Genomic DNA, 26,928 nt, shown 5'->3' with positions numbered 1-26,928 from the left:
CTCCCCCTTACAGGGCGAAGCCCAAAAGGTCATGCAGAGTCAAATCAGGCCACTCGGTGCCGTTCAAAAAACCAAAGCACCCCAGCGATGAACCCCCGTAAAAGCCCCTTTTTTCACTCGACCGCAGTCGCCGTGAAAAAATCGTTTTTTGGTTCTTTTTGTCGATACAAAAAGAATGCCCCTGCGGCAGCAGACCGCCCCGTAGGGGCAAAAACTCAATCCTGAATCATACTTACCCATTGGGACACCTGTCCCAAAATCTTTTCACTGCAAACAGCCGTCACATCGATGGTTTCGCTATAATCCACCGACTCCACCTTGGCTTCACGGTAGAGCATATCCAACAGACCGCCCTTATCATAGGGTAGCTTCACCAACACATGGAACGAGCCCTTATCCAGCTCCTTACCAATGCGAGAGAGCAACCTGTCCATGCCCTCCCCTGTCCATGCAGACACGGAGACAATGTTCTCTCCGTGGGGCAAAATTTCCCCTGTGAAGCAGTCGCACTTATTAAACACTTCAATCCGTGGCAGGTTGTTGGCTCCCAATTCTTCAATCAGCGCATCCACCACTTGGGCTTGCAATTCCCAATCAGGGTTAGACACATCGATGACGTGCAACAGCAAATCCGCATATTCCAATTCTTCCAGCGTGGCCTTAAAGGCCTCCACCAATTGGTGGGGCAGCTTGCGGATAAAACCAACCGTGTCAGAGAGCACCACATCCAAAGTGTCAGACACAGTGAGGAGCCGACTGGTAGTGTCCAAGGTATCAAAGAGACGGTTGTTGGCAGGGATGCCAGCGTCGGTGAGACAGTTGAGCAACGTGGACTTGCCAGCGTTGGTATAGCCCACAATGGCCACCACAGGGATTTCATTTTTCTGGCGCTGTTGACGCTGGGTTTGGCGGACACGACGCACTTCTTCCAAGTCATCACGGAGCTTGTCAATTTTGCGGTGAATGTGACGGCGGTCAGTTTCCAACTGGGTTTCACCAGGGCCTTTTGACCCAATGGGGCCTTTGCCAGAGGTGCCAGCTTGCCGCTCCAAGTGGGTCCACATACCAATGAGTCGTGGCAACAAATAGCGATACTGTGCCAACTCTACTTGCAAACGACCTTCCTTGGTTTTGGCACGTTGGGCAAAAATATCCAAAATCAGCCCACAGCGATCTAACACCTGCACGCCCAACTCACGGGTCAACACCCGCATTTGAGAGGGGGATAAATCGTTGTCGAAAATCACCATAGTGGCTTCCGTATTTTCGCAATACGCCCTCACTTCTTCCACCTTGCCTTGACCGATGAAGGTGCGTGGGTCGGGGCTATAGCGGTTTTGCAGCACAAAGCCTGTCACTTCACCGCCAGCGGTTTCCACCAAGGCAGACAATTCTTCCATACTGCCTTCGTCGGCATTTTCTTCTTCTTTGAGCACAGGGGAATTGAGCCCTACCAGAACCACCCTGTCTCTAATTTTTTCAGTTTGTTCCATATTGTTTCCTTTTATTATAAATTGTCCATCACTGACTGGCGACCACGCCTCGCCCCTACACTTTTATATTTATACATCACGAGAACCGATGTAGGGACGACCTGTGGTCGCCCATTTCTATTCTCTATCCCTACTATTATACTAACTTTCACCCAAAATGTAAACATAAAAAAGGTCTGTTGCGGTGTGCAACAGACCTTTTATCGTGATGTTTCCCAATATTACTTTAAGCCAAACTTCTTATTGAACTTGGCCACGCGTCCGCCAGTATCGACCAGCTTTTGCTTACCAGTAAAGAAGGGGTGACACTTAGAGCAAACTTCCACCTTGATGTCCTTCTTGGTAGATGCAGTCTCAATCACGTTACCGCAAGCACAAGTAATTGTGGTTTGTTGGTAATTAGGATGGATACCTTCCTTCATCGCTTTTGTTCACCTCTTTCTTGTTAATTATCTACTTGCTAACATAGCTTAATTATTCTACCACAAGCATTTCCAAATTGCAAGAACTTTTTTCGTTTTTTCCGAAAAAATATTTCAATCCTTTGGTTTCACCCTTGATATCAGTTCATTTGACGACGGCGAGACAGGTTCATGGTGCCGTCTTGCATATGGTTGAGAGAATCTAGGCTCTTACCGGTGCCCAGCGCCACACAGGATTGCGCATCTTCGGCAATCATGGTGTGGATGCCCGTGCGAGAGGTAATCAACTTGTCAAACCCAGACACCAAAGACCCACCGCCTGTCATGACAATGCCATTGGTGGAGATATCGGCCACCAGTTCTGGTGGGGTGCGTTCCAGCACAGAGTGGATGGTTTCCATGATGCGGTCAACAGGTTCTTCAAAGGCGGTCATCATTTCGCTGGAGGACACAGACACCACACGGGGCAGACCTGTCAGCAAGCAACGACCCTTCACGTCCATAGATTCATCTTCTTCTTTGGGGAATACGCAACCGATTCTCTTTTTCATGTCTTCCGCTGTCCGTTCACCCACCAACAAGTTGTGCTTACGGCGCATATATTTCACCACAGCTTCGTTGAGTTGGTCGCCAGCAATTTTGATAGAAGCAGATTCTACCACGCCGCTCAAAGAAATGACGGCGATATCAGCAGTACCACCGCCGATGTCCACCACCATGTGTCCATCAGGTTGGGTGATGTCGATGCCAGCGCCAATGGCGGCTGCCACAGGTTCTTCAATCAAAAAGACTTTACGGGCGCCAGCTTGGATGCCTGCGTCGATGACGGCACGTTCTTCAACTTCGGTGATGCCAGAGGGCACACAGATGATGACACGTGGCTTAAACAAAGAGAAACCAGAGACTTTGCGAATAAACTCACGGAGCATCCGTTCGGTCATGTCATAGTCGGAGATAACCCCTTCACGCAAGGGACGAATGGCCACAATGTTACCAGGCGTACGCCCCAACATGGCTTGTGCTTGTGCGCCAGCTTCTAATAATTTGCCAGTATTTTTATCCAATGCCACCACCGATGGCTCGTTCAGGACAATCCCCTTGCCCTTTACATACACCAATACAGATGCAGTCCCCAAGTCGATGCCGATGTCTTTTGTCATGGCCATAGTGTTCCACCTCTTTGCACTTTCTGTTTCTAATTCTAATATAGTATACGCCAGATAGCGTGATTTCAATCTCATAAGAATTCATCTTATATTATAACGAGTTTTTTTCTTGATTGCAAGGATATTTTTTATGAATTTTTCCAGTTGTGGTTGCATTGTTTTGTTGCAAACTCTTTTCCCACTCCGTGGGGGCTTTTGTTTGTAGAGATACAAAAGAAACAAAAAATCTATCTCACGTGCTCCCATTGTATACGGATGGTGCGTGTGAGTGGGTGCGGTGCTATCGGGGCATCTGGCCCACATCCGTTCGGCTTATCGTGTGGGATGCGCGAACCAACGCTGTTTGCTGCCACACAGTGTTCGTACGATGACATGGGAACACGCGTGTGAGGTGCCTAAGATTGTGGACGTCGGTTGGTGCGGTGGCGTTGGGGGATGGATGACGGTGGTGGCGCTCAGCGCCACAACACCTACCCATACCCACAACCGAGGCACCCCCAAGAAATAGCACCATATCAACCGCATCTCCCCCACAGGGCGAAGCCCGAAAGAATACTTCGAGACAAATCAGGCCACTCGGTGCCGGTCAAAAGAGCGAGGCACTCCAGCGATGAACCCCCGTAAAAAGCCCCTTTTTTCACTCGACCGCAGTCGTTGTGAAAAAATCGTTTTTTGATTCTTTTTGTCGATACAAAAAGAATGCCCCACCGGCAGGTGACCCCTGCGGTAGCAGACCGCCCCGTAGGGGCAAAATCCAACAAAGAGGTGGGGAACGGATGCCCAATGGGTGCCCCTACAATGGGGTGGGACAAAATCATCCACCCCTTTTATGTGTCTTAGCCAGCGTGATGCACAGCACCTGCTTGGCACCTGCCTCTTCTAACACACGGGCACACTCTTGCAACGTGCTGCCTGTAGTGGCCACGTCGTCCACCAACAAAATCCGCTTGCCTGCCACATTAATATCCTTACACAGCCCATACACCCCCAGCACATTACCACGACGGGCGGCACTGTCTGTAATCCCTGACTGGGCTGGGGTATGGGTGTGTTTCTGGAGCAATTTTTGAGGCACTACATCCCACAGGGCACACATCTCTTTTGCCAATAGTTGCCCTTGGTCATACCCACGGTGACGGCGACGCTTATTGCTAACAGGCGCCCAGCTCACCACATCAAACCCATCGGGATAGCTCTCAACTACCGTTTGCGCCATCAACGCACCCATAGGCTTTGCCAAATATCGCGCCCCACGAAACTTCAAACGGTGGACGCTCTCACGCACCAAGCCCTCATACCGCAACGCCGATGCACAAGATAACTTCCCCATGGTTTGCAAGGGCTGTGGCTCCCATGGCAAGGTTTTTTGGCACACTGGGCAAACGCCTTGCGCCTCTTGCACCTGTTGACAAAAGGGGCATTTGGGCGGAAACAGCCAATCGACCATGGCTGTCCACAACAGCGTCAACTTCCTCATGTGGTCTCATCCTCCCCGTGGGCTAAGCGCCAACGCAGACCAGAATACCGCCGTTGACGGCGCTCATTGGCCGCCATGGCACGCAAGACTACATCGTCTCCCACCACCACAAGCAACTCTCTGGCACGGGTCAGCGCCGTATAGAGCACCCCACGCACCAGCAAACTTTGTGCCGCTGGCATGGCCACCAGCACCACAGCTCGATATTCGCTACCTTGGGCTTTGTGCACCGTTTGGGCATAGGCCAAATCCAAATGAGACAGCAGGTCAGCCGTGTACACAGCCGTGCGGTCGTCAAATTGCAATTCCACCCATTCACCGCCTGTATCCATATCAATAATCTTCCCAATGTCACCATTGAACATGCCTGTACCCACGGTGCCATCTTCTTTTTCCCAGATGACGTCGTAATTATTTTTGGTTTGCATCACACGGTCACCCACACGGAACACCTGCTCCCCCCAATGCTTTTCTAGCTTCTCTTTTTGGGGTGGATTCAGCAAGGCTTGCAAGGTGCGGTTTAAGGCAATGGTGCCTGTTGGGCCTTTGCGCGTGGCGGTGAGCACTTGGATTTGATCCATGGGGATGCCCATTTTGTCTGGCAAACGGGTTTGGCACAGCTCTGCCACCGTATCCACCGCACGCTGGGCATCACGACGACAGAGGAAAAAATAATCCCCTTGGTTTGACGCAAAATCTGGGGGATTTCCAAGGTTAACTTGGTGAGCATTGCGAATGATGGCAGACTGCTCTGCTTGGCGGAACACCTCACGGAGCACCACCGTGTCAATTTTGCCACTGCGGATTAAATCCGACAACACATTGCCAGCCCCCACAGAAGGCAACTGGTCATGGTCACCCACTAGCACCAATCGAGTACCGGGGCGCAAGGCACGCAGTAAGGCAGAAAACAAAGTCAAATCCACCATGGACACCTCGTCCACAATGACGGCATGGGCTTCCAACGGCTCTTGCTCGTTTTTGGTAAAGGTGGTTTGGCGCAAGGCTTCGTTCCAATTCATCCCCAACATACGGTGGATGGTTTGGGCTTCCATGCCCGTCAGTTCACTCATCCGCTTGGCGGCACGACCAGTGGGGGCACAAAGTAACATATCCAGACCCATAGACTGAAACAGCGCCACAATCCCACGGACAGAAGTGGTTTTACCCGTACCAGGGCCACCTGTCAGCACCACCACCCCTTTTTGAGCGGCAAGGCGCACTGCTTCACGCTGTAAGGGTGCATAAGTCAAGCCTTGTTCGGCTTCAATTTTCTCCAGAGCACGCTCTGCATGAGGGCTTTTATACGCGTCAGATTGCGCCAGCGCCAACATACGGGCGCAAGCCGTCACCTCTGCCTCCCACAGCCGCCGCAGGTAACACCCTTCCACGTTTGCCACCTGCTCACAGCGGATGCTCCCTTGGGCAATGAGCCGCTCTAGCGCCTGCTCCACAGGGAGCAAGTCGCAGTTTAACAACTGACAAGTGGCCTGCAAGAGCTTGTCCTTGGGCAAAAAACTATGCCCATTTTGCTCATTATGTCGCAATTCAAACAGCACCGCCGCCTCCATGCGGTGTGCACTGTCTTCTTCCATCCCCATGGCCATGGCCATTTCATCTGCCGAGGCGAAGGCCACGCCCAAATCTTCCATGCTCAGAAGATAGGGGTTTGCCTGCACCACAGCCAACGCATTGTCACCGTATCGACGGCGCAATTCCATGGCAAGGAGTGGCGACAGCTGATAGGTTGCCAAAAAGGCCATCAACCGCCGCAATCCCATTTGCAGGCAGAAGGCTTTTGAAATGTCTTGTGCTTTTTTGGGGGTAAATCCCTTTAAAAGCCGTAATTTTTCAGGCTCACGCTCAATCACATCTAACGATTCCACCCCAAAGCGGTCAACAATCCGCCGTGCAGTGGCAGGGCCTAGTCCTTTGCATACCCCAGAGGCCAAATAGGCATAAATTTCATCCTCTTCCTCTGGTAAACGGCGTTCCAATTCCACCACCTTCATCTGCTCCCCATGCTGAGGATGGGTTTCCATGGTGCCGTTGGCAATCAAATGCTCCCCCGGTGCCACGCACGGGATACAGCCCACCAATGTGACCACTTCAGCCTCATCGGTGAGCAAACGCAAAACCGTATAACCATTGTCGGCATTTTGGAAGATGATGCTATGTACATCCCCTTCATAGGTGCATAGTGTATCCATGGGTGTCTCCTTTTGTGTGATGTGGTATGCGCACAGACAGCCGCAAAGGCTGTCCCTACGGAGATGGTGGTAGGGACAGCCCTTGCGGCTGTCCGTCTCCATCCTCATTCCACTTCCGTCAGCTTATGTAAGGCGCACAAGGCCTCTGCTTCCATCCGTGCGTCTGGGGTTAGACCGTGGTCTTCTACCACAATAGTGGCATAGGGCAGCTGTTTGCGCAAGCGCCACAAGGTACGCAAATCCTGATGCAATGTAGGGGCAGCGCCCTCCACCTGTAGCACCAAACGCACATAGGGCATAGGGCAAGGTGGGTGATACAGCACCCAATCCGCCAGCCACCACACCACTGTAGCAATGCCAATGGCACAGAAAAACGCCACAATCCCATCGAGAACAATCTCCATCAAATCACCTCATACCAGTGTATGAAGGTGAAGGGTGAAGGGTGCGTATGGGGACGGCGGGGTCAAGACCCCGCCCTACGGTAAGTTTTGTGTAGGGCGGGGTCTTGCCCCCGCCGTCCCCCCGTTTACCGCACAATCCCCAACGTGGTGAGCACCGCTTCTTCACGCTGACGCATCAGCGCTTTTTCTGCTCCTTCGTCCATGTGGTCATAGCCCAATAGATGGAGCACAGAATGAACGGTTAAATAGCTAATCTCCCGTTCCACGCTGTGACCAAACTCTGCTGCCTGCTCCGTGGTGCGCTCTAGGGAGATGACCATATCACCCAAGGGAATCAGCCCTGAGCCTGGGTCGGCATCTTCCGCATCAGGCAATTCCCCAGCCTCAAGTTCAAACATGGGGAAGCTGAGTACATCGGTGGGACGGTCAATTTCACGTTGTTCCAAATTAATTTCATGAATGGTAGCATCATCGGTGATGAGCACGCTGACCTCACAGGGTAGCGTCAACCCTTGGGCCGTCAAGGTGGCGGTGATAACGGTGTTGATATGGGCTTCCAACGTGTCAGAGATGGTCACATCGGATTCAAATAAGATTTGGTGGTTCATGGTAAATCCCTCGATTTCATTGGTGTAGGGTGTAAACATCCGTAGGGTGGGGTCTTGACCCCACCGCCCCCACGGTCATGTTTGCGTAATCAGCGGTGGGGTCAAGACCCCTCCCTACGATTATCTCTTTTTCTGCTTCTTCCCCTCAAAGTCCTCATAGGCTTTGACAATCCGTTGCACCATCACATGGCGCACCACGTCTTGGTTGGTCAGCTGGCAAATGCCAATGTCCTCTACCTTGTCTAACACACGGACAGCTTCATGCAGGCCTGAGGTTTTGCCGTCGGGCAAGTCAATTTGGGTGGCATCGCCAGTGATGACAATTTTGGAACCAAAGCCCAAACGGGTTAAAAACATTTTCATTTGCTCACGGGTGGTATTTTGGGCTTCGTCTAAAATGATAAAGCTATCATCCAGTGTCCGTCCACGCATATAAGCCAGAGGTGCAACCTCAATGTTGCCACGCTCTAAATATTTTTGGTACGTCTCCGCCCCCAGCATATCAAACAGCGCGTCATACAAAGGGCGCAGGTATGGGTCAACCTTGCTTTGCAGGTCACCGGGCAAAAAGCCCAGACGTTCCCCAGCTTCCACAGCAGGACGGGTTAAAATAATGCGGTTGACCTGCTTATCTCGGAAGGCCGCCACCGCCGCCGCCACTGCCAAATAGGTTTTGCCAGTACCAGCAGGACCCACGCCAATGGTAATGGTGTTATCCAATACCGAACGCATATATTCTTTTTGCCCCAAGGTTTTGGGCTTGACAGGACGACCTTTCGCCGTGATGCACAGCACATCCCCAGAGAGTTGGGCGATTTGCTGTTCCTTGCCCTCACGGACCAAGCCCACCACATAACGGACATTTTGCTGATTGATTGGCTCTCCACGACTAGACAGAGACAGTAATGCCTCCAGCGCCTTGGTGGCATAGGTGGTGTCCTCTCCTTCAATCCGCAATTCACTGTCACGGTTGACAATGGAAACAGAAAATTCTTGTTCAAGAAGTCGAATATTTTCATCAAAAGAGCCAAATAAATCAATGGCTTGTTCTAAGCGTTCAATGCTGATGCGTTGTTCCATGGGCAGTTTCTCCTTTGGTAAATGGGGTGGTGGGCTTTTGTAGGGGAGGCTATTAGCCTCCCGTGTACTTGGGTTGCAATCGAGTGAAACGGGCGGCTACTATCCGCCCTTACAAAGAGGGTTAGTCCGTTAAAATGGGCACAGACGTGGCAATTTCTTCCACACATTCGGCGCGCAGTGTGACGGCAAACCCATCTGTTGTTTGTTGCACACTGGTGATGGCGGAAGATACGCTACCCCCCTCTGCCAATTGGCTCAACAGATGCTCTTTGAGCAACGTCTCCCCCAATTCTTGCGCCATTTGGGCGGTGAGTGTCACCGCCACAGGGTCATAAAATACATAGGTTTCACGCACGGTGAACACAGGCAGCGGCAAGCCGAAAAAATCCCACTGGGTTCTTGTACTTATTTTATCACAATTCCCCTGTGGAATGCTACTGTTTAGAAAGAAATTTATCCGATTTGTGCCAAATACCAAACCATAGCAGGTAACGCACGCCCCTGTTGGCACCTTTTGGGTCACCGTGGTTGGGAATTGGGTGGTATAGGTATGCCATGTCCGTGCCGTCACCGTGCCCAAACTGGTGAACAGTCGTGCCCCAAAGGTATCGGTATCCCATACCCCAGAAATCAGCAACTGCCCTTGTTGCACCGTGGTGCCTGTCAGCACCATGGCCTTTCCGCCCAAAGCACTGACTTGAAGCACCAAGCCATCACGGCTGGCCACCAGATTGCTAGGCTCGGTTTGGGTCACCAGTTCTGGCTCAGGCACGCGCTCATGAATTTGCACATAGGCACGACACCCAGACACGTTCACTGCAATCCACGAAATTTCAGGAATTTCCAACAAAATATGGTTACGCAAGTCTTCGCTATCCACGCTAAAACCAAAGGTGCCCATGGTGATACCTTGACGCTCCAAGGCGCGCAAAATGGTTTGGTCGGATACGGTTTCGTTGCCATAAATTTGAAAGTCCCAAATAAAAAATGACCCCATTATCAAGGTGAACAGCCCCACCACCAGCGACCCCACCAGCCATTGGCGGTGGCGAAAGCGCCCCACAAAAAAGGGCAACCCCCTCTGCCTCCGCGCCGTCAATTGGCACTCCAATCCATGGCACAAGCGACGTAACTTCTTCCAATCTCTCCGTGAAAGGGTACAGCAAAAAGTGCTCGGCGTGCGCCATTCTACGTGCCAGAAGGCAAGGTTATGAACGCTACACAAGTTCAAAATACGCTCTGGATACGGGCTTTCCACCTCCACTGTCACCTGTCCTTGCAGGCGATTGACCACACTGCGCATCTCAACGCACCCACAGTACGGAGGCAATCTGCCCCCCAATGCGCACCTCTTGCCCTGTCATCACCAACAGCGTCAAGCCTTCTCCATTGACCTGCACCACCCCATGGGCGGTGTTGATGTCAATTTGGGTGTCGGTATAAGACAGCAACCCTCCATGGGGTGCCACAAACAGCTCATGCTGGCCAATCATTTCCAAACGGGGCAAACCTGCCACCAAATCAGCAGGCAGGTCAAACAGCTCTGCCACAGGGGTCAGCAATTGGGCTTTGAGTTTATCCATAGAAACCCTCCATCGTTTTTTTTAAAACGATATGAAACCGCATGGGCGAATATGCCCCGTTGTGGGGGCACCCATTGGGTGTCCGTTGAAATCGGTTGCAAGCATTCTGCTGCCGCAGGGGCTTTCTGTTTTCCCACTGTCGTGGGGGCGCTGCCGCCCTTCTCCCTTTGTAGGGGCGCCCATTGGGCGCCCGTGGAAATCAATTGCAATTTCCTTCACCCTGTGGGATTTTCTTTTGATAGACTTTTTCCCACTCCCGTGGGGGCGCTCGCCGCGCGGGCTTTCTTTGCCCTCTCCCTTTGTAGGGGCGCCCATTGGGCGCCCGTGGAAATCAATTGCAATTTCCTTCACCCTGTGGGATTTTCTTTTGATAGACTTTTCCCACTGCCGTGGGGGGCGCTCGCCGCGCGGGCTTTCTTTGCCCTCTCCCTTTGTAGGGGTGCCCATTGGGCGCCCGTGGAAATCAATTGCAATTTGCTTCACCCTGTGGGATTTGTCTTTTGATAGACTTCTTCCCACTGCCGTGGAGGGCGCTCGCCGCGCGGGCGTTACTTTGCAAAGATGCAAAGTAACCAAAAATCTTGCACGTGGCGGCTGACCACTTGTGGTCAGCCGTCTCACGTGCTCCCATTTTATACAGATGGTGCGTGTGAGTGGGTGCGGTGCTATTGGGTGGGTTTCTCACACCCGTTCGGCTTATCGTGTGGGATGCGCGAACCAACGCTGATTGCTACCGCACATGACTCGTACGGGGACATGGGAACACGCATTTGAGGTGCCTTACAGGTTGGCATGCCCTTCGGGCAAGGCGATTCCCGTGTAGGGGCGACCTGTGGTCGCCCGTCTTACCCAGCGCCACCAACTTATATCACACCCACCAACCTACCCATACCCACAACCGAGGCACACCTAAGAAATGGCACCATATCAACCGCAACATCGCAACAGGGCGAAGCCCGACAGGTCATGCAGAGACAAATCAGGCCACTCGGTGCCGCTCAAAAGAGCGTGGCATCCCAGTGATGGACCCCCGTAAAAGCCCTTTTTTTCACTCGACCGCAGTCATCGTGAAAAAATCGTTTTTTGGTTCTTTTTTTCGACAAAAAAAGAATGCCCCACCGGCAGGTGACCCCTGCGGTAGCAGACCCCTGCGGTAGCAGACCCCTGCGGTAGCAGACCCCTGCGGTAGCTGACCCCTGCGGTAGCTGACCCCTGCGGTAGCAGACCCCTGCGGTAGCTGACCCCTGCGGTAGCTGACCCCTGCGGTAGCTGACCCCTGCGGTAGCTGACCCCTGCGGTAGCTGACCCCTGCGGTAGCTGACCCCTGCGGTAGCTGACCCCTGCGGTAGCTGACCCCTGCGGTAGCTGACCCCTGCGGTAGCAGACCCCTGCGGTAGCAGACCCCTGCGGTAGCAGACCCCTGCGGTAGCAGACCCCTGCGGTAGCAGACCCCTGCGGTAGCAGACCCATATAACGGGTATATTCTACATCACGCCATCATATAGTTCTTCCACGAGGTGATACAATGAATCGATATGTACGCTATGGACTATGCCTTGCCTTAGGCCTTTGTCTGGCTTGGATGTTACTGGACACAACAGAAGTGACTCAAGCCGTCAGCGATGGCATTACCCTGTGCGTAGAGCAGGTGATTCCAGCGCTGTTCCCCTTTTTAGTGGTGTCGTCTATGCTGATAAAATTGGGCTTTTCCCAAATTGTAGCACGGCTTTTTGGACGGTGGATGGAGCCTCTTTTCCACCAAGACGGTCTAGGTGGCACCGCCTTATTTCTCGGCCTTGTAGGCGGTTATCCCATGGGGCCTCGCACCGTGGCTCAGCTGTATCAAGATGGCCACCTACCCCAAGCGCAGGCAAACCGATTGCTCTGCTTTGTCAACAATTCAAACCCAGCTTTTTTGATAACCGTGTTAGGGGTTGGCGTGTTTAAAAGCCCCAAACTAGGGCTCTATCTTTGGGTGATACACGTGGTAGCAGCTCTATTGGTAGGGGTGCTGTTGCGCCCAAAAAAGCGACCCACCCCACAGGTGCGTCGCTCAGTATATACAGTGATGGAGCCCTCTTTATCCAAAGCCTTTGTCTCATCTGTGACAGCATCTTTATCTGCCATGGGGTCTATCTGCGCCTTCGTGGTTCTGTTCTATGTGCTAGCCGTGCCACTGACCCACATGACAAGGGGCGAGAGCCCTTTGTTGGTGGGAATTGTGGAGCTGTTTTCTGCCACACCTTTACTTCCCAACACGGCCACAGGCTTTATCATCGCCGCTGGGCTCAGCGGTTGGGGTGGCGTGTCGGTGCTGTGCCAAACTGCCGCAGTCTTAGATGGCAGTGGACTGGAAATGCGTTGGTGCGTCATAGGCAAAGCCTTGCAAGGGGCGGTGTCAGCCGTGTTGGCGGCAATTATAATTAGCTAAGAACTAAGAGTGAAAAACTATCCGCTACGGCGGAGATAGAACGACGCAGTCAATAGTTTTTCACTCTTCACTTTTAGTTTTTAGCTTAAATTTACACCAATTTCTCGAAATAATAAAACGTTTCGTCTTCGCTCTTTTTCCGCATACACGCCGAAAGCATTTTATAAGACGCTTTGTTTTCTTTGAAGCATTTTGCCACCACGCGGCGTAGTTGCAAGGTATATAACCCCCAGTCAGCCACGGTGGTGAAGGCTTCCACCCCATAGCCTTGGCCTGCAAATTCAGGGTCAATGCGACAGCCCAGCTCTGCACCACCACAATAGTCAAAGTTATACAGCACCGCTTCGCCGATGAATTGCCCGTCTAAACGGATGGCAAAGTTCACCGCCATTTTACTCTCAAAATCACGCTGTGCCACTTTAAAAAAGCTATCGTCGCGCACCGCTTCTCCCAAACCAGCCACATCGTCATAACCCCAATACACATTGCGTTCTTTATTGAGCACAAGGCGGTTATAGGCAGGAATGTCTGCCTTGGTCATAGCATCTAGGCTCAAACGATTGGCCTTCAAACGGGGAATTTCTGGGCAGTGGTTCATCAGCTCATTTTCCATATAGAGGCGATATTTTGCCCCCAAATGATCTGGGCCATATTGAAGCTTGGACGTGCGCAACCCTTTTTCTCCAGCGTCGTCTTCACGGTTGACCCATGTACAGTCTCCACCGAAACAATCCACAAAGGCCTGCACCAACGTGGGATAAATGCCCGTGTAACTATAAATGGCCTTTTCAATGTGGACAATCAGCGTCTCGCCACAACGTTCACCCAAAGACAAGCCAATGAGCTTCTCTCCGTCAAACATACCGCCAGCGAGCACATAGGGTTTGCCAATCAGCTTAAACATTTTCTTTGCCAGAGCCAACTCTTTTTTCACGCCGGGGTCATCTGCCTTGGGATAGGTGGATTCAAATTCCACCCAAAAAGCGCCAATGGCACCTTTATCCTGAGCGGTCAAGAGACGGAATTCTGCCTCTGGGTAGCCAGAACGGAATTTGTTGATATGGTTGCGTTGCCCAGAGTAACGACGACCTGCAAAAAATTGCAAATCATCACGATGATAAATATAATCTTGCCAAGAGCGCGTATCCACAATCCGCACATAGGGATACCGCGCCACCAACGAACAAATTTTCTCAGCTGGCACAAAGGTCAAGGCGAAGGGAATGCCTTGCTCCATGCAGTGGCGCTCAATGGCCTTGAGTGCCTGCTCCACACCCCCATCTTCTCTGGGGACTGGGTATTCAAAACGGACTTGCCCTTTGTGGACATTGCTCATGACAAGGCACCCAGCCACCTCGGCATAGCGAGAGCACAGGTAATCTTTCCACATCAGCTTGGTAATCACCGCATATTCGCACAGCTGATAAGAACAGTTGCTGTAATAGCCATGCAAAAGGGCGGCTTCCTTTTGGGTAACAGGTTTCAATTCCATTGTTTTTTTCCTCAACAATCTAACAAAAGCACAATTGCGCAAATTTCATAGCAATCGCATCACATAAACACACCCAAACCTTTCGCCTTGCAACATCTCAAAATGTGTTTATTGTGTTTATAGTATACTTGCCATCTCCCCCTCCTCAGGCGAGAGCTGAACGCATGTATAATTATTTTTGATGATTATACCATAAATATTAGGAATTGTCTTGACTTTTTTGTTAAAATATTAGATGATTGGTGTAGTCATCTATTTTAGAACAGAGATATCGAAAAGAGGAGTATCATTTATGAAACAACACAGAGGGTCTTGGGGCAGTAATATGGGGTTCATTTTGGCCGCCATCGGTTCTGCCGTAGGACTGGGTAATATTTGGGGCTTCCCATATAAAATGGGTAAATCTGGCGGGTTCACCTTCTTGGTGGTTTATGCAATCCTCGCCATTTTTGTGGGCTTCGTAGTTATGGCCACTGAATTGGCCATGGGTCGTAAAACCGGCAAAGGCATCGTGGGTGCCTTCTGTGATTTATCTCAAAAGTTTAAATGGGTGGGCTGGTTGGGTGTCATCGCCCCCTTCTTCCTGCTTTGCTTCTATGTGGTTCTGGGCGGTTACTGCTTAGAATACGTGGTCATCAACATCACCCAACTATTTGGGGCAGAGGCTTTGAGCGGTAGCGCCTCCTTTGGTGCCATGGTCACCAACCCTATTAGGTGTATGGTTTACACCTTCATTTTCACCGCCATCAACTTCTTCATCGTCCGTGGCGGTATCCAAGGTGGCATCGAAAAGTTCTCCACCGTAGGTATGCCAGCATTGTTTGTGATGCTCGTGGTGGTGATTATCCGCAGTTTAACCCTGCCAAATGCCATAGAAGGCGTGAAATTCATGTTTGTGCCAGGCTATGCTGTTTCCGCAGGATTTATTAGCGAATCACCCAGTTTTATCAATATTCTTTCCACTGCAGGGGGTCAAATGTTCTTCTCCTTGTCTTTGGCTATGGGCATTATGATTACCTACGGCTCATATTTAGGCAAGCAAGAAAATTTGCTGAAAAACTCTGGCATCATCGTTTTTGCCGACACTTTCGTGGCCATCATGGCTGGTTTGGCTGTGATTCCTGCCGCAGTGTCCAACGGCATCGCCAACGGCGTGGCACTCAGCGACATTCAACTAGGCGGGCCAAACCTGCTATTTGTCACCTTGCAAGATGTGTTCGTATCCATGGGTACCATGGGTTCTTTGTTCGGCGTGGTGTTCTATGTGTTGGTGCTCATCGCCGCCATCAGCTCTGTGATTTCCTTGATTGAAGTCATCGCCACCATGTTTATGGACGATGCCCACGCCAAAAACAAAGAGGGCAACCGCCAAAAAATCGTGATGGGCATCTGTCTCGCTTTCTTTGCCGTGTCCTTGGTGGTAGCCGCCGACGGCTTGGGTTCCAATGGTGTTTGGGTGCCCTTCCAAAGTATGCTGACCACGGTAGCCGCCGATGGCACCGTGTCTATGCCCGTGTTCGTTGACTGCTGGTTAGACTTCTTAGACTGCTTGGCAGAAGGGATTGCCATGCCTTTAGGTGCCCTGCTGATGAGCTTGATGGTGGGTTTTGAACTTGGCCCCGAAACCATTTTGCCTGAACTACACACCGGCACCAAATTCCGCATGGACAAATTCTATATCATCTGCATCAAGTATGTGGTGCCTGTCGCCATGGTGTTCATTCTGCTGGGTCAACTCTCCAGCTTCTTCGGCTTCGGCTGGTTCGCATAACATTTGTTTTACAATGGCGGTGGGGATTTCCCCACCGCCAAAACTTTTCCTTGCAATCCGTCACAAGGTGTGCTATACTCACATCTGCAATTGAAACAGACAGTTCGTAACCATCCTGTCTTTAAATAAAACTAGGATTTCACCCACCAACACCATTGGTGGGCAATACTGGACTTTTCTGGATGTGTACAACCATTGTACACATCTTTTTCTTTTGTTTCCACCACATTTTAAAGGAGAACCCCATGCCAAACGAACTCGTACTCATCATCACCCTACTTGCCATCTATGCAGGTGCCCTGTTTTTCTATCGTCAATTAGGTGCCGCAGGCCTCTATGCTTGGACCGCCATTGCCACCATCACCGCCAACATCGAGGTGTTGATTCTGGTGGATGCCTTTGGCATGGAGCAAACCCTTGGCAACATCTTATTTGCCTCCACCTTCTTGGTCACCGATATGCTCTCTGAACTAGAAGGCAAAGAAGCCGCCAACAAGGCTGTGAAAATCGGCATTTTCACCTCTATCGCCATGATTTTAATCAGCCAATCTTGGTTCCTCTACACCCCCAATGCCAACGATTGGGTCTTCGATTCCATCGCCACCATTTTCTCCAACACCCCACGACTGATGCTAGCTGGTTTCCTTACCTACGCCATTGTCCAAGCCTTTGACGTCTGGTTCTACCACTTCATCTGGGCAAAAACCACCGCCAAATGGGGCAATTCTCACAAGGGACTGTGGATTCGTAACAACGGTTCCACCTTGGTGAGCCAGTTGATTAACGCCATCGTCTTTAACCTTGGCGCTTTCTACGGCGTGTATGACATGACCACTTTGGGCTACATCATTGTAGCCACCTACGTGGTGTTCGTGGTCACCAGCTTGCTAGATACCCCCGTGGTCTATTTGGCACGGAAGATGGCCGAGAAATAAGGCATTGCACCATCACACGGGAGGGGAGGGGATGGAACCCCTCCCCTCCCCTACGTGTCCTCCATCCCCACGGGGCGCATACGATGCGCCCCCTACGTGACCGCCATCTGTAAGGTGGGCGTCTCACGCACACCATCCCCCCATTCTCATCATGCCCACGGCACAAAAAAACCCCTCTTGCAAAACGCCCTCCTTTTTGGTACACTAAACCAAAAAGGAGGGCGTTTTTATGCAAGCTATGGAAAAACAATTTCACATTCATTGCACCAGTGAGGATATTGGTCGTTACTGTATCCTTCCCGGCGACCCAGGTCGTGTACCAGCCATTGCCGCCTTGCTAGATGATGCCAAACAGGTGGCATATAACCGCGAATACAACGTCTACACTGGGTATTTGCTGGGGGAAAAAGTTACCGTTTGCTCCACAGGTATCGGTGGACCTTCTGCCGCCATCGCCATGGAAGAGCTCCACAAGTGCGGGGCTGACACCTTTGTCCGCGTGGGCACCTGTGGCGGCATTGATTTAGACGTACAAGCCGGGGACGTGGTGGTGGCCACAGGCGCCATCCGCTACGAGCACACCAGCATGGAGTATGCACCACTGGAATTCCCTGCCGTGGCAGACTTCCACATCGCCTATGCCTTGGCAGAAGCGGTGAAGGCCAAGGGCTTTCCCTTACACATGGGGGTTGTCCAATGCAAAGACAGCTTCTACGGGCAACACAGCCCCGATAAATCCCCTGTCCACTATGAACTGCAACAAAAATGGGACAGTTGGAAGCGTCTGGGCGTGAAGGCCAGCGAAATGGAATCTGCCGCCATGTTTGTGGTAGCGTCTGCCTTGGGCTGTCGGTGTGGGTCTTGCTTCCACGTAATTTGGAACCAAGAACGAGAAGCCGCAGGCCTCGGCCAACCCATGACCGAAGACACCTCCGCCGCCATCGAAGTAGGGGTTGAAGGGTTGAAACGAGTCATTGCACAAGATTTGGGGCTGTGAACTATCCAAAACGAAAAAGCAATCGATTGAATGGGTATGATTATGGCCAAAACGGAGCATATTTTGTCACCATATGTACACAAAACCGAGTCTGTTTATTTAAAGAGATTGTAGGGGAGGGCTTCCACGCCCTCCCGCATGTAGAGCTATCAGCTATTGGTGTAGAAATTGAAAAATCGATTATCCACACACATGAACAATATCGTTGTATTGACAAATATGTTATTATGCCCAATCATATCCATATCATCATCGCTTTTCAGGAAACGGACAGGCATGGAAGCCTGTCCCTACAAGATATAATCAGTAGATTAAAATCATTTACCACATTAAAATACAACGAGATGCACAATCAGAAAAACTTAAAATTATGGCAACGTTCATACCATGATCACATCATTCGCAACGAAGCAGAGTATTTGAAAATTTGGAATTACATCGACACAAACCCATTCAAATGGGCGGATGATTGCTATTATATCTAAAAAAGCTATGGAACACATTGTGTTCCATAGCTTTTCGCTTTTGTTATTCCCTTTTAGCCCTTCGTCAAGCTCAGGGTTGTTCTTGCACCAAGCCACGGGTGCAGTCCACGGTGACGGCCATGCCGTCTTTGAGCAGACGGGTGGCACTGGCGGCACCCACCAGCACAGGCTTATCCAAGGTCAAGCCCACGGTGGCAGCGTGGCTATTCAAGCCAGATTCTTCGCTGATGATTGCAGCTGCTTTGCGCATATAAGGCAGCATATCGTTGGAGGTGTAAGGCACCACCAAGACGCAATTGTCAGTAAACTTTTCTTCCAATTCTTCGATGTTGTGGCACACGCACAGCTTGCCACGCGCCATATGGTCGCCGATGCCCACTGCGTTGAGCAGAGCGCCACCCACCAAGTGCACCTTGATCATGTTGGTGGTACCAGCCACGCCAACAGGGATGCCAGCGGTGATAACAGCCAAATCGCCTTGCTTCAAATAGCCAGCGTTAACAGCGGCTTGGATGGAGCAGTCAATCAATTCGTCAGTGTTGGTGACCTTGGGCATCAAAATGGGGTTGACACCCCAGTGCAATGCCATGGAGCGGCACACTTCTTCGTTGAGCAGGCAAGCGATGACAGGCGTACCAGGATAGAAACGACCCACCATGCGAGAGGAGTTCCCGCTTTGGCTGACGCTGATGATGGCATCGGCATCGATTTCGCCAGCAGTGACACAGGCAGCATGGGCAGCTGCAGCGGCGATGGACAAACGTTGGTTGCCATAACGGACGCGCATACGCTTACCGTAGTTGATGTCCCGTTCGGTGCGTTCTGCCAGCGCTGCCATGGTTTGCACAGCTTCCACAGGGTATTTACCAGCGGCAGTTTCACCAGAGAGCATGATGGCAGAAGTGCCGTCATAGATGGCGTTGGCCACGTCGGTGGTTTCTGCACGGGTGGGACGGGGATTGTTGATCATAGACTCCAGCATTTGGGTGGCAGTGATGACAGGCTTGCCAGCGCCATTGCATTGGGAGATGATGTCTTTTTGAATGCTGGGCAGTTCGGTGAAGTCGATTTCCACGCCCATGTCACCACGGGCCACCATGATGCCGTCAGCCACAGATAGGATTTCACCCAAGTTGGACACGCCGTCTTGGTTTTCAATCTTGGCAATGATGCGCATGGTAGAGCCATTGGCGTTGAGCAGGGAGCGAATTTCTTGCACGTCGGCGGCACAGCGGACAAAGCTGGCAGCAATGTAGTCAAAGCCTTCTTTCACACCGAAGAGAATGTCTCCGCGGTCACGTTCGCTCATATATGGCATGGACAGGCGCACACCGGGGATGTTGACGCCCTTATTGTTTTTCATGATGCCGTTGTTTTCAATGCGGCAACGGATGGTGCTTTTGGTGGTTTCCAGCACGGTCAAGCGCACCAGACCATCGTCTAGCAAAATGGCGCCGCCCTCTTTCACATCGTTGGGCAGGTTGCTATATGTGATGGTGCATTGGTTTTTGTCACCGTCCACAGCATCGGTGTGGAGGACAAATTCTTCCCCAGCCACCAGATTGACCACACCTTCTTTGAAAGCGGTCAAACGGACTTCAGGACCTTTGGTGTCCAGCAGGGTTGCCACAGGCAGGTTCAGTTCCTTCCGCAGAGCCTTCACCGCTTCTAAACGGACTTTGTGCTCAGGGTGGCTGCCGTGGGAGAAGTTGAACCGAGCCACGTTCAGCCCAGATTCTAGCATACTCTTCAATACCCCTTCACGGTCGGTGGCAGGGCCTAATGTACATACAATTTTCGTCTTACGCATATCAATCACCTTTCTTGATAGCCATTGCCCCTTAGAGGGCAACTGTCGTTTTAACAGGATTCTTTACCATCTCAATCATAGCATACATTTTGTAAAATCTGACAGCTTTTTCCTGTTAAATTTCTTAATTTTATTGATTTTACATAGCTACTATTAGCATACTCCATGAATACAATTTGGTCAATAGGCAAGGTAACCGATTTCCCACTCTTTTCTACCCACTTTTGTCAAACGTATTTGTGCACTATGTAATATTATATGTCTAAACTGGTAACTTTTTGCAACCATTGTTCCAATTCTTTAGAAAGCAATGGGGCAATTTCACGAAAAACCAAATTATGGTAATCGTTTAACCACTCACATTCCACCTCTGTCATCAGCGACCAGTCAATGGCTCTTTTGTCAAAGGGCACAAGGGTCAAGGGTTCAAATTGCAAAAAACCTGCATGGTCTGCTTTTTGGCAAACCATCAAATTTTCAAGGCGAATTCCATGGCTCTGGGGCAGATAATATCCCGGCTCGTTGGAGGTGACCATACCAACTTCTAAGGCTGGGCCATCTTTGCGCTGATAGCCAATGGATTGAGGCCCTTCATGGACGCTGAGGCGATAGCCCACCCCATGGCCTGTGCCGTGGAGATAGTCCAACCCCTCCGCCCACAATGGTGTCCGTGCCAACACATCCAATGCCGCCCCTGTTGTCCCCTCTGGGAAGACCGCATTGGCCAAGGCCAAATGCCCTTTGAGCACCAAGGTATAGTCACGGCGCATGGCGTCGCTCATCTCTCCAAGGGGAATGGTGCGTGTGATGTCAGTGGTGCCATCGGTATACTGTCCACCAGAGTCCACCAGCAGCAGGCCATGGGGTTCCAACGTGGCACAAGTGGTCGCCTTAGCTTCATAGTGGATGATGGCACCGTTGGCGTTATAACCGCAGATGGTGGTAAAGCTTGGGCTGAGATACCCTTCCTGCTCACTGCGGAGTTGATCCACAATTGCCCCAGCGGTCACCTCAGTCAGTGGGATTTTTCCCACATTTTCTTCTAAATAGTGCAAAAAGGTCACCATCGCCACGGCATCTTTTTTATGGGCATTGCGGAGATGTTCCAATTCCGAAGGGGTTTTGATGGCTTTTCTCGCCCCAATGCCATGGGTGCCCTCTTCTACATTGTGTCCCAACAGCTGATACAATCTGGCATTGATTTGGTTGGGGTCAACCACCACCTTGCTCCCTTGATGGCTGGCGCAATGGCCTTCCACCGCCTCATACGGCGCCACGGTGACGGCCAACTCTGCCAAATGGCCTTGGGCTTGGGGTGTGAGTTTTCCCGTTTGGATGAATAGGGTTGCACCTTTGGGGGCAACCCAAAGATAGGACAAAAACACAGGGGTGTGTGCCAAATCCTGCCCACGCAAATTCAGCACCCATGCAATGTCGTCTAAGGCGGTAATCAAATAGGTTTTCTCATCGCACCACAGTTGTGCCAGCTTTTCCTTGGCCGATTGGCCAGCGTTGTCAATGGGGTGCACCAACCCTTGGGGCAAGGCTGGTCTGTCAGGCCACAACGACGCAGGACACGCCCAGTCCAGCCGCAATTTACCGCCAATTTTCTTAGCAGAATCCTTGAGCAAATCCCCTTGGGCTTTGGAGATGGTGGTGCCGTCCACGGCGATGGTTTGCCCAGCTGTCACCTTGGCTTCCAGCACTTGATATAGCGTTTCCACCCCAGCCTTGCCAGCTGGGTACAAGGTGATGGGAGTGCCCTCCAATTGGGCGGCGGCTTGGGTGTGATACCGTCCGTCTGTCCACAGTCCAGCCCACTCTAGCCCCACCACCAGCGTGCCAGCCGAGCCTGTGAATCCCGATAAATAGGCGCGTAAACGGAAGTGGTCGCACACATATTCACTGAGATGGGCATCCCCTGAAGGGATTACAATGGCCGCGATTTGTTGTGCCACCATGTGGGCACGCAGAGCAGTGATTTTTTCATTGACAGTCATAGTCATCTCTCCTTGGGTCTTTTTATTTTATTGTATCACACCAAGGTTTCCCTTGCAATATCCATAGGGGTGTTGAACGTGTTTTTCCACTGCCGTGGAGCTTTCTTTTGCCCACTCCCGTGGGGCTGCTGCCGCAGGGGCTTTCTGTTTTCCCACCCTTGTAGGGGTGCCCATTGCGCGCCCGTGGAAATCGATTGCAATTTGCTTCACCCTGTGGGAATTCTCTTTTGATGGACTCCTTCCCACTCCGTGGGGGGCGCTCGCCGCGCGGGCGTTACTTTGCAAAGATGCAAAGTAACCAAAAATCTTGCACGTGGCAGATGACCACGCGTGGCCATCTGTCTCACGTGCTCCCATTTTATACGGATGGTGGATATGAGTGGGTGCAGTGCTATCGGGTGGGTGCTTCACACCCGTTCGGCTTATCGTGTGGGATGCGCGAACCAACGCTGATTGCTGCCGCACATGACTCGTACGATGACATGGTACCACGCGTGTGAGGTGCCTTACAATGTAGACGTCGATAGGTGCGGTGGCGCTGGGGGATGGATGACGATGGTGGCGCCCAGCGCCACAGCACCTACCCATACCCACAACCGAGGCACACCTAAGAAATGGCACTATCTTTCTGCAACATCGCAACAGGGCGAAGCCCGAAAGGTCATGCAGAGACAAATCAGGCCACTCAGTGCCGGTCAAAAGAGCGTGGTACTCCAGTGATGAGCCCCGTAAAAGCCCCTTTTTTCACTCGACCGCAGTCGTCGTGAAAAAATCTTTTTTTGATTCTTTTTTTCGACAAAAAAAGAATGCCCCACCGGCAGGTGACCCGTCCGGTAGGACGCCCCTGCGGCAGCAGACCGCCCCGTAGGGGCAAAAAGAACACCCCTGCCAGCAAGGGCAAAGCTATTTTCTCACCAACATCATCACTCCAGCCACCAACAAATATATACCAAAAGGTCGGCGCAACAACTCTGTATCAATGCCTGTGGCCAGCCATGCCCCAGCCACAGCACCCACTACACCCCACGGGATGGCAGTTTTCAAGGTGGGCACATGGACGAAGCCCTGACGATGGTGCATCCATAAAGCCATAGCCGCACTGGGCAGAAAAAACAACAAATTAATCCCTTGCGCCGTTTGTTGCTCTATCCCTAGCACCAAAGTCATCACCAACAGCAGCAAAGTGCCGCCTCCCACTCCCCATGCAGTAAGCACGCCACACCCTAGGGCGCATCCAAAGGCCACCATCCATTCACCTGACATATTGCACCCCACCGTAAAGCAAAAAAAGGGCAAAGATTCGCCGCAACCACAGGGTAGACACCTTGCCATAGAGCCGTCCACCCACCATACCGCCGACCAAGCCCCCCAGTAAATATGGCACCGCTTGGGCAAGTGGCAACTGGCCTTGCGCCCAATAAACCCCAGCCGACACAAGGCACACAGGATACATCACCCCACGCAAGTGGCGAATAAGTCCCGCGGCTCCAATGTGCCACTGCGACCTGCCAAAGGCACAAACACCATCCCACCACCGCCGCCAAACAGCCCTCCAGCCATCCCAGCCAAACCACCAGCCACTGCCACAAGCCTCTTTTTTGCCACCACGCCACCTCCCATTTATGTAAGGGCGGCCTTCCACCGCCCATGGTAAATCAACGCATTTTAAAGCTTTCGCAATCGGTACATTGGCACATGGTGGGGTTTTTCTCATGGGTGCCCACTTGAATGGTAGACAGGCAGCAGTGCTGAGATTGCTCGCAGTGATGGGCGCAGTTAGACACGCTACATTTGATGCTGGCATTGGGTGTAGTTTGGTTTTGCATAAAAACATCCTCCTTGCAATGTGCAATGAAATTTAGGCTTTCGCCAAGGACTAGTGTGGACAAAGTCGCGATTTTTTATGCAAAAAAAGCCGCCACACTGGCGACTTTTTTAAAGGGCAATTTATATCATTTACTGCTATCAGGAAGGCAATTGTTGTTCCATCTTCACCATGGTCAGCGCCAGCACAAAGCCACCCACTGCCAGCAAAGCGCTCAACACCACTTCCCACACGCTGTTGTAGCTAGTGGGAACAATCACCACCGTGGCGGCAATGACGATACCCATGATGCCGTGATACGCAATCCCATGGAAGCGGTCAAAGACCCATGTGACCAACCGCGCCAGCGCCAACAAGGTCACCACTGTCCACGGCACAAAAGAGGCTAGCGCCACCCAATTCAACTCAGCCACAGCACTCATCATGGGCGTATACATCCCCATGGCCATCAACAGTGTAGACGATGACAGCCCTGGCACTGCTGAGCCCAAGCCTAAAATCACACCACACACAGCATACCACAACAAATCGGGATTGGCTTGACTGGTGTCAGCCACACCCACCATCAGCAAGCTTACCAGCACCACCGTGGCACACAGTGCAAAGCTCAAATAACAGCCCACCGTTCGCCCATTGCGGCGAGATTCACGCTCCATGGACGGCAACGTACCTGCAATTAAACCAATGAAACACCATGTAGTCACCGTGGTGTTGCCGTGAAGCGCCACAGAGATGACCATGGCGAACACAGTAAAGCCCAGTACCATGCCCACCACCACAGGCACCAGCATTTTATAGTTTTTGGGAATGGCCTCTTTAGGCTTTGCCAGCATATCCATCAACGGGCGGTAAATGCCAAAGACCACCGCCAACACGCCCCCAGACACGCCGGGTAAAATAGATCCACCACCAATTAAAAAACCGCACAAAAAATTACGCAACGGCTGTCCTTTTTCAGGGGTTGTTTTTTTCATATAGATCCTCGCTTTTCTGATTGCCAACATCTTATCATGATTGTCTCCCTTTGGCAATGATAAAATTCAGCCAATACATCTGAACAATTATGCAAGTTCAAATTGACAAACGCCAGTTTCTTCTTTATACTGGAAGAAGTTTGAAATAATTCACCCGAGAAAGAAGGCGTGTCATGAACGCTACCCAAGATTTAACACATGGCAACGTGCGTCGCACCCTGATTCGCTACGCAACACCCATGGTGCTCACCAATTTAACCCAATCCCTCTACAGCATTGTAGATATGATTATCGTGGGTCAATTTATCGGCGGTACAGCGGTGTCTGCCGTAAACAACGGGTCGCTGATTATGGCACTTTTGGTGCAAATTGCCATCGGCTTTACCGTGGGCGGCAACATTGTCATCGGACAATTTTTCGGTGCCAAGCGTCACACCGAGGCCAAGTCTGCCGCTGGCACCTTAACGGTGATTATGCTTTGCAGCGGGATTGTTTGTAGCATCGCCTTTTTCCTATTGTCGCGTCAGCTGTTGATTTTATTAGAAGCACCAGCCTTGGACGCGGCCACCACCTACCTGCGCACTTGTTCGCTGGGCATCCCCTTTATTTTCATGTACAACGGCTTTAACGCCACCTTACGCGCCGTAGGCAACTCTAAAAAACCCTTCCATTTCATCGCCTGCGCCGTGGTGTTAAATTTGGTGCTAGACACATTTTTCGTGGTGGTGCTCCAGTGGGGTATTTTTGGCACCGCCTTTGCCACCTTGCTCTCTCAAATCGTATCGTTTTCCTTGGCTCTACGTTATGTCCACAAAAACCGTGATATCACTGGCTTCGAGCGTCAATACTTAAAGATAAACCCTGAGAAAGCTGGGCTCATTGTCCGCTTTGGCTTCCCCTTGGCGCTCCAATCCACTGTGGCCAGCGTGTCATGGCTGGTGGTGGCCTATTTGTACAACAAATATGGCACAGATGTGTCGGCCGCCAACGGCATCTCCAACAAAATCAAAGAATTTTGCCAACTCTTTATCAATGCCATCTCCAGTGCCACAGCCACTATGATTGCCCAAAACATCGGTGCAAAAGAATATGAGCGCGCCAAGCAAGTGATGTTTGAATGCCTGAAAATGACCACCATACTGGCCTTGATTTTCATTGCCATCTGCGAAATTGGTGCCCCCTATTTGGTTGCCATTTTCATCGACGAACCAGAGGTGGCCACCTATGCCATCACCAATTTGCGCATTGAAATTCTGGCGCAGGTGTTCTACGCTGGATTCTATTCCTTCAACGTGCTGGCCACTGGCTCAGGCCACACCTTCTTTGTGATGTTCAACTCGTTTTTAAACTGCATTGTAGTGCGGTTGATTTTGGCAGTGATTCTCGAAGGTGCCATCGGCCTTCACGGGATTTACTGGGCCTGTATGATTGCCCCCTTCATCTCTGTGCCAGTGGGCTACTGGTTCTATCGCTCCAACAAATGGCGCATTTCCATGCGCTGATATACAAACACCACGTACAGGCACCATTTTTTAGATGGTGCCTGTACGTTTACGACACCGCCTTACGGGAAAAAACCCGACAATCTTTGCAACAAGGTCAGCTGTCCCATCACCGCACAAGAAGCCCAAAGCATCATTGACGGTGCACTTACTTTTATGGCGCATCACCAAGCGCCCCTACGTGGCTCTGGCATCGTGCCTCTTGCTGGACTTCGTCTTATTCTGTAACGGACGCACCCGATAAAACAAAATACACAAAACGA

24 protein-coding genes are annotated in these 26,928 nt (G+C 51.4%); 6 read left to right on the top strand and 18 right to left on the bottom strand.

Annotated elements, in window-relative coordinates; genetic code table 11:
* Window positions 1–215: 215 nt before the first annotated feature.
* The 10 genes from hflX to RFF05_RS15155 all read right to left on the bottom strand — a co-directional run bounded on the left by hflX (window position 216) and on the right by RFF05_RS15155 (window position 10,443).
* Window positions 216–1,493: a GTPase HflX gene (hflX, locus tag RFF05_RS15200; RefSeq protein WP_409967876.1), complete on the bottom strand. Its 1,278-nt coding sequence runs from the start codon at window positions 1,491–1,493 to the stop codon at window positions 216–218.
* A gap of 221 nt (window positions 1,494–1,714) precedes the next feature.
* Complete coding sequence (rpmE, locus tag RFF05_RS15195; protein ID WP_409967875.1) at window positions 1,715–1,915, bottom strand: 50S ribosomal protein L31; 201 nt, start codon at window positions 1,913–1,915, stop codon at window positions 1,715–1,717.
* A 140-nt stretch (window positions 1,916–2,055) separates the two neighbouring features.
* Window positions 2,056–3,081, bottom strand: a complete 1,026-nt coding sequence (locus RFF05_RS15190; RefSeq protein WP_409967874.1) for a rod shape-determining protein — start codon at window positions 3,079–3,081, stop codon at window positions 2,056–2,058.
* Between the two features lie 814 nt (window positions 3,082–3,895).
* Window positions 3,896–4,558, bottom strand: coding sequence for a ComF family protein (locus tag RFF05_RS15185; RefSeq protein ID WP_409967873.1), 663 nt, complete (start codon window positions 4,556–4,558; stop codon window positions 3,896–3,898).
* A complete protein-coding gene (locus RFF05_RS15180; RefSeq protein WP_409967872.1) occupies window positions 4,555–6,768 on the bottom strand; it encodes an ATP-dependent RecD-like DNA helicase in 2,214 nt (737 codons plus the stop codon). Before RFF05_RS15180 ends, RFF05_RS15185 begins: the two co-directional genes overlap by 4 nt.
* Window positions 6,769–6,872: 104 nt before the next feature.
* Window positions 6,873–7,172 carry a hypothetical protein gene (locus RFF05_RS15175; RefSeq protein WP_409967871.1) on the bottom strand — a complete coding sequence of 100 codons (300 nt, stop codon included), beginning with the start codon at window positions 7,170–7,172 and terminating at the stop codon, window positions 6,873–6,875.
* 125 nt (window positions 7,173–7,297) lie between these two features.
* The gene (gene ybeY, locus RFF05_RS15170) at window positions 7,298–7,819 is read right to left on the bottom strand and encodes an rRNA maturation RNase YbeY (protein WP_409967870.1); all 522 of its coding nucleotides are present in this window, start codon (window positions 7,817–7,819) and stop codon (window positions 7,298–7,300) included.
* A gap of 81 nt (window positions 7,820–7,900) precedes the next feature.
* Entirely contained in the window at window positions 7,901–8,860 is a 960-nt protein-coding gene (locus RFF05_RS15165; protein ID WP_409967869.1) for a PhoH family protein, read from the bottom strand.
* A 121-nt stretch (window positions 8,861–8,981) separates the two neighbouring features.
* Window positions 8,982–10,163, bottom strand: coding sequence for a sporulation protein YqfD (locus tag RFF05_RS15160; protein ID WP_409967868.1), 1,182 nt, complete (start codon window positions 10,161–10,163; stop codon window positions 8,982–8,984).
* A gap of 1 nt (window position 10,164) precedes the next feature.
* Window positions 10,165–10,443, bottom strand: coding sequence for a YabP/YqfC family sporulation protein (locus tag RFF05_RS15155; RefSeq protein ID WP_409967867.1), 279 nt, complete (start codon window positions 10,441–10,443; stop codon window positions 10,165–10,167).
* Between the two features lie 1,525 nt (window positions 10,444–11,968).
* On the opposite strand from RFF05_RS15155, the gene RFF05_RS15150 reads away from it, so the two are divergent.
* Window positions 11,969–12,874 (top strand): nucleoside recognition domain-containing protein, encoded by a 906-nt coding sequence (locus tag RFF05_RS15150; RefSeq protein WP_409967866.1) that lies wholly within the window; start codon window positions 11,969–11,971, stop codon window positions 12,872–12,874.
* A 91-nt stretch (window positions 12,875–12,965) separates the two neighbouring features.
* Here RFF05_RS15150 and RFF05_RS15145 read toward each other — a convergent pair whose 3' ends face one another.
* Window positions 12,966–14,366 (bottom strand): GNAT family N-acetyltransferase, encoded by a 1,401-nt coding sequence (locus tag RFF05_RS15145; protein WP_409967865.1) that lies wholly within the window; start codon window positions 14,364–14,366, stop codon window positions 12,966–12,968.
* 292 nt (window positions 14,367–14,658) lie between these two features.
* On the opposite strand from RFF05_RS15145, the gene RFF05_RS15140 reads away from it, so the two are divergent.
* The 4 genes from RFF05_RS15140 (at window position 14,659) to RFF05_RS15125 (ending at window position 18,554) form a co-directional block, all read left to right on the top strand.
* Window positions 14,659–16,137: a sodium-dependent transporter gene (locus RFF05_RS15140; RefSeq protein WP_409967864.1), complete on the top strand. Its 1,479-nt coding sequence runs from the start codon at window positions 14,659–14,661 to the stop codon at window positions 16,135–16,137.
* Between the two features lie 245 nt (window positions 16,138–16,382).
* A complete protein-coding gene (locus RFF05_RS15135) occupies window positions 16,383–17,072 on the top strand; it encodes a queuosine precursor transporter (RefSeq protein WP_409967863.1) in 690 nt (229 codons plus the stop codon).
* A gap of 229 nt (window positions 17,073–17,301) precedes the next feature.
* A complete protein-coding gene (gene udp, locus RFF05_RS15130) occupies window positions 17,302–18,069 on the top strand; it encodes a uridine phosphorylase (RefSeq protein ID WP_409967862.1) in 768 nt (255 codons plus the stop codon).
* Complete coding sequence (locus RFF05_RS15125; protein ID WP_409967861.1) at window positions 18,066–18,554, top strand: transposase; 489 nt, start codon at window positions 18,066–18,068, stop codon at window positions 18,552–18,554. Before udp ends, RFF05_RS15125 begins: the two co-directional genes overlap by 4 nt.
* 70 nt (window positions 18,555–18,624) lie before the next feature.
* On the opposite strand, the gene pyk is transcribed toward RFF05_RS15125, so the two are convergent.
* The 7 genes from pyk to RFF05_RS15090 all read right to left on the bottom strand — a co-directional run bounded on the left by pyk (window position 18,625) and on the right by RFF05_RS15090 (window position 25,163).
* On the bottom strand, window positions 18,625–20,364 hold the full coding sequence (gene pyk, locus RFF05_RS15120; RefSeq protein ID WP_409967860.1) for a pyruvate kinase: 1,740 nt from the start codon (window positions 20,362–20,364) through the stop codon (window positions 18,625–18,627).
* A 254-nt stretch (window positions 20,365–20,618) separates the two neighbouring features.
* A complete protein-coding gene (locus RFF05_RS15115; RefSeq protein WP_409967859.1) occupies window positions 20,619–22,364 on the bottom strand; it encodes an aminopeptidase P family protein in 1,746 nt (581 codons plus the stop codon).
* Between the two features lie 903 nt (window positions 22,365–23,267).
* Entirely contained in the window at window positions 23,268–23,627 is a 360-nt protein-coding gene (locus RFF05_RS15110; RefSeq protein WP_409967858.1) for a sulfite exporter TauE/SafE family protein, read from the bottom strand.
* The gene (locus RFF05_RS15105; protein ID WP_409967857.1) at window positions 23,617–23,817 is read right to left on the bottom strand and encodes a TSUP family transporter; all 201 of its coding nucleotides are present in this window, start codon (window positions 23,815–23,817) and stop codon (window positions 23,617–23,619) included. The genes RFF05_RS15110 and RFF05_RS15105 overlap by 11 nt, the downstream gene beginning before the upstream one ends.
* Entirely contained in the window at window positions 23,817–23,969 is a 153-nt protein-coding gene (locus RFF05_RS15100) for a hypothetical protein (RefSeq protein WP_409967856.1), read from the bottom strand. Before RFF05_RS15100 ends, RFF05_RS15105 begins: the two co-directional genes overlap by 1 nt.
* Window positions 23,970–24,019: 50 nt before the next feature.
* Window positions 24,020–24,190 carry a DUF1540 domain-containing protein gene (locus RFF05_RS15095; RefSeq protein ID WP_409967855.1) on the bottom strand — a complete coding sequence of 57 codons (171 nt, stop codon included), beginning with the start codon at window positions 24,188–24,190 and terminating at the stop codon, window positions 24,020–24,022.
* A gap of 139 nt (window positions 24,191–24,329) precedes the next feature.
* Window positions 24,330–25,163, bottom strand: coding sequence for a DUF368 domain-containing protein (locus RFF05_RS15090; protein WP_409967854.1), 834 nt, complete (start codon window positions 25,161–25,163; stop codon window positions 24,330–24,332).
* 173 nt (window positions 25,164–25,336) lie between these two features.
* Between RFF05_RS15090 and RFF05_RS15085 the strand changes: the two genes are divergently transcribed.
* Complete coding sequence (locus RFF05_RS15085) at window positions 25,337–26,665, top strand: MATE family efflux transporter (RefSeq protein WP_409967853.1); 1,329 nt, start codon at window positions 25,337–25,339, stop codon at window positions 26,663–26,665.
* Window positions 26,666–26,928: the final 263 nt, after the last annotated feature.

Origin of the sequence: Bengtsoniella intestinalis (assembly GCF_039719005.1) — a bacterium.
GTDB lineage: Bacteria > Bacillota > Clostridia > Oscillospirales > Oscillospiraceae > Oscillibacter > Oscillibacter intestinalis.
This window is presented reverse-complemented; position numbering and strand designations above follow the sequence as displayed.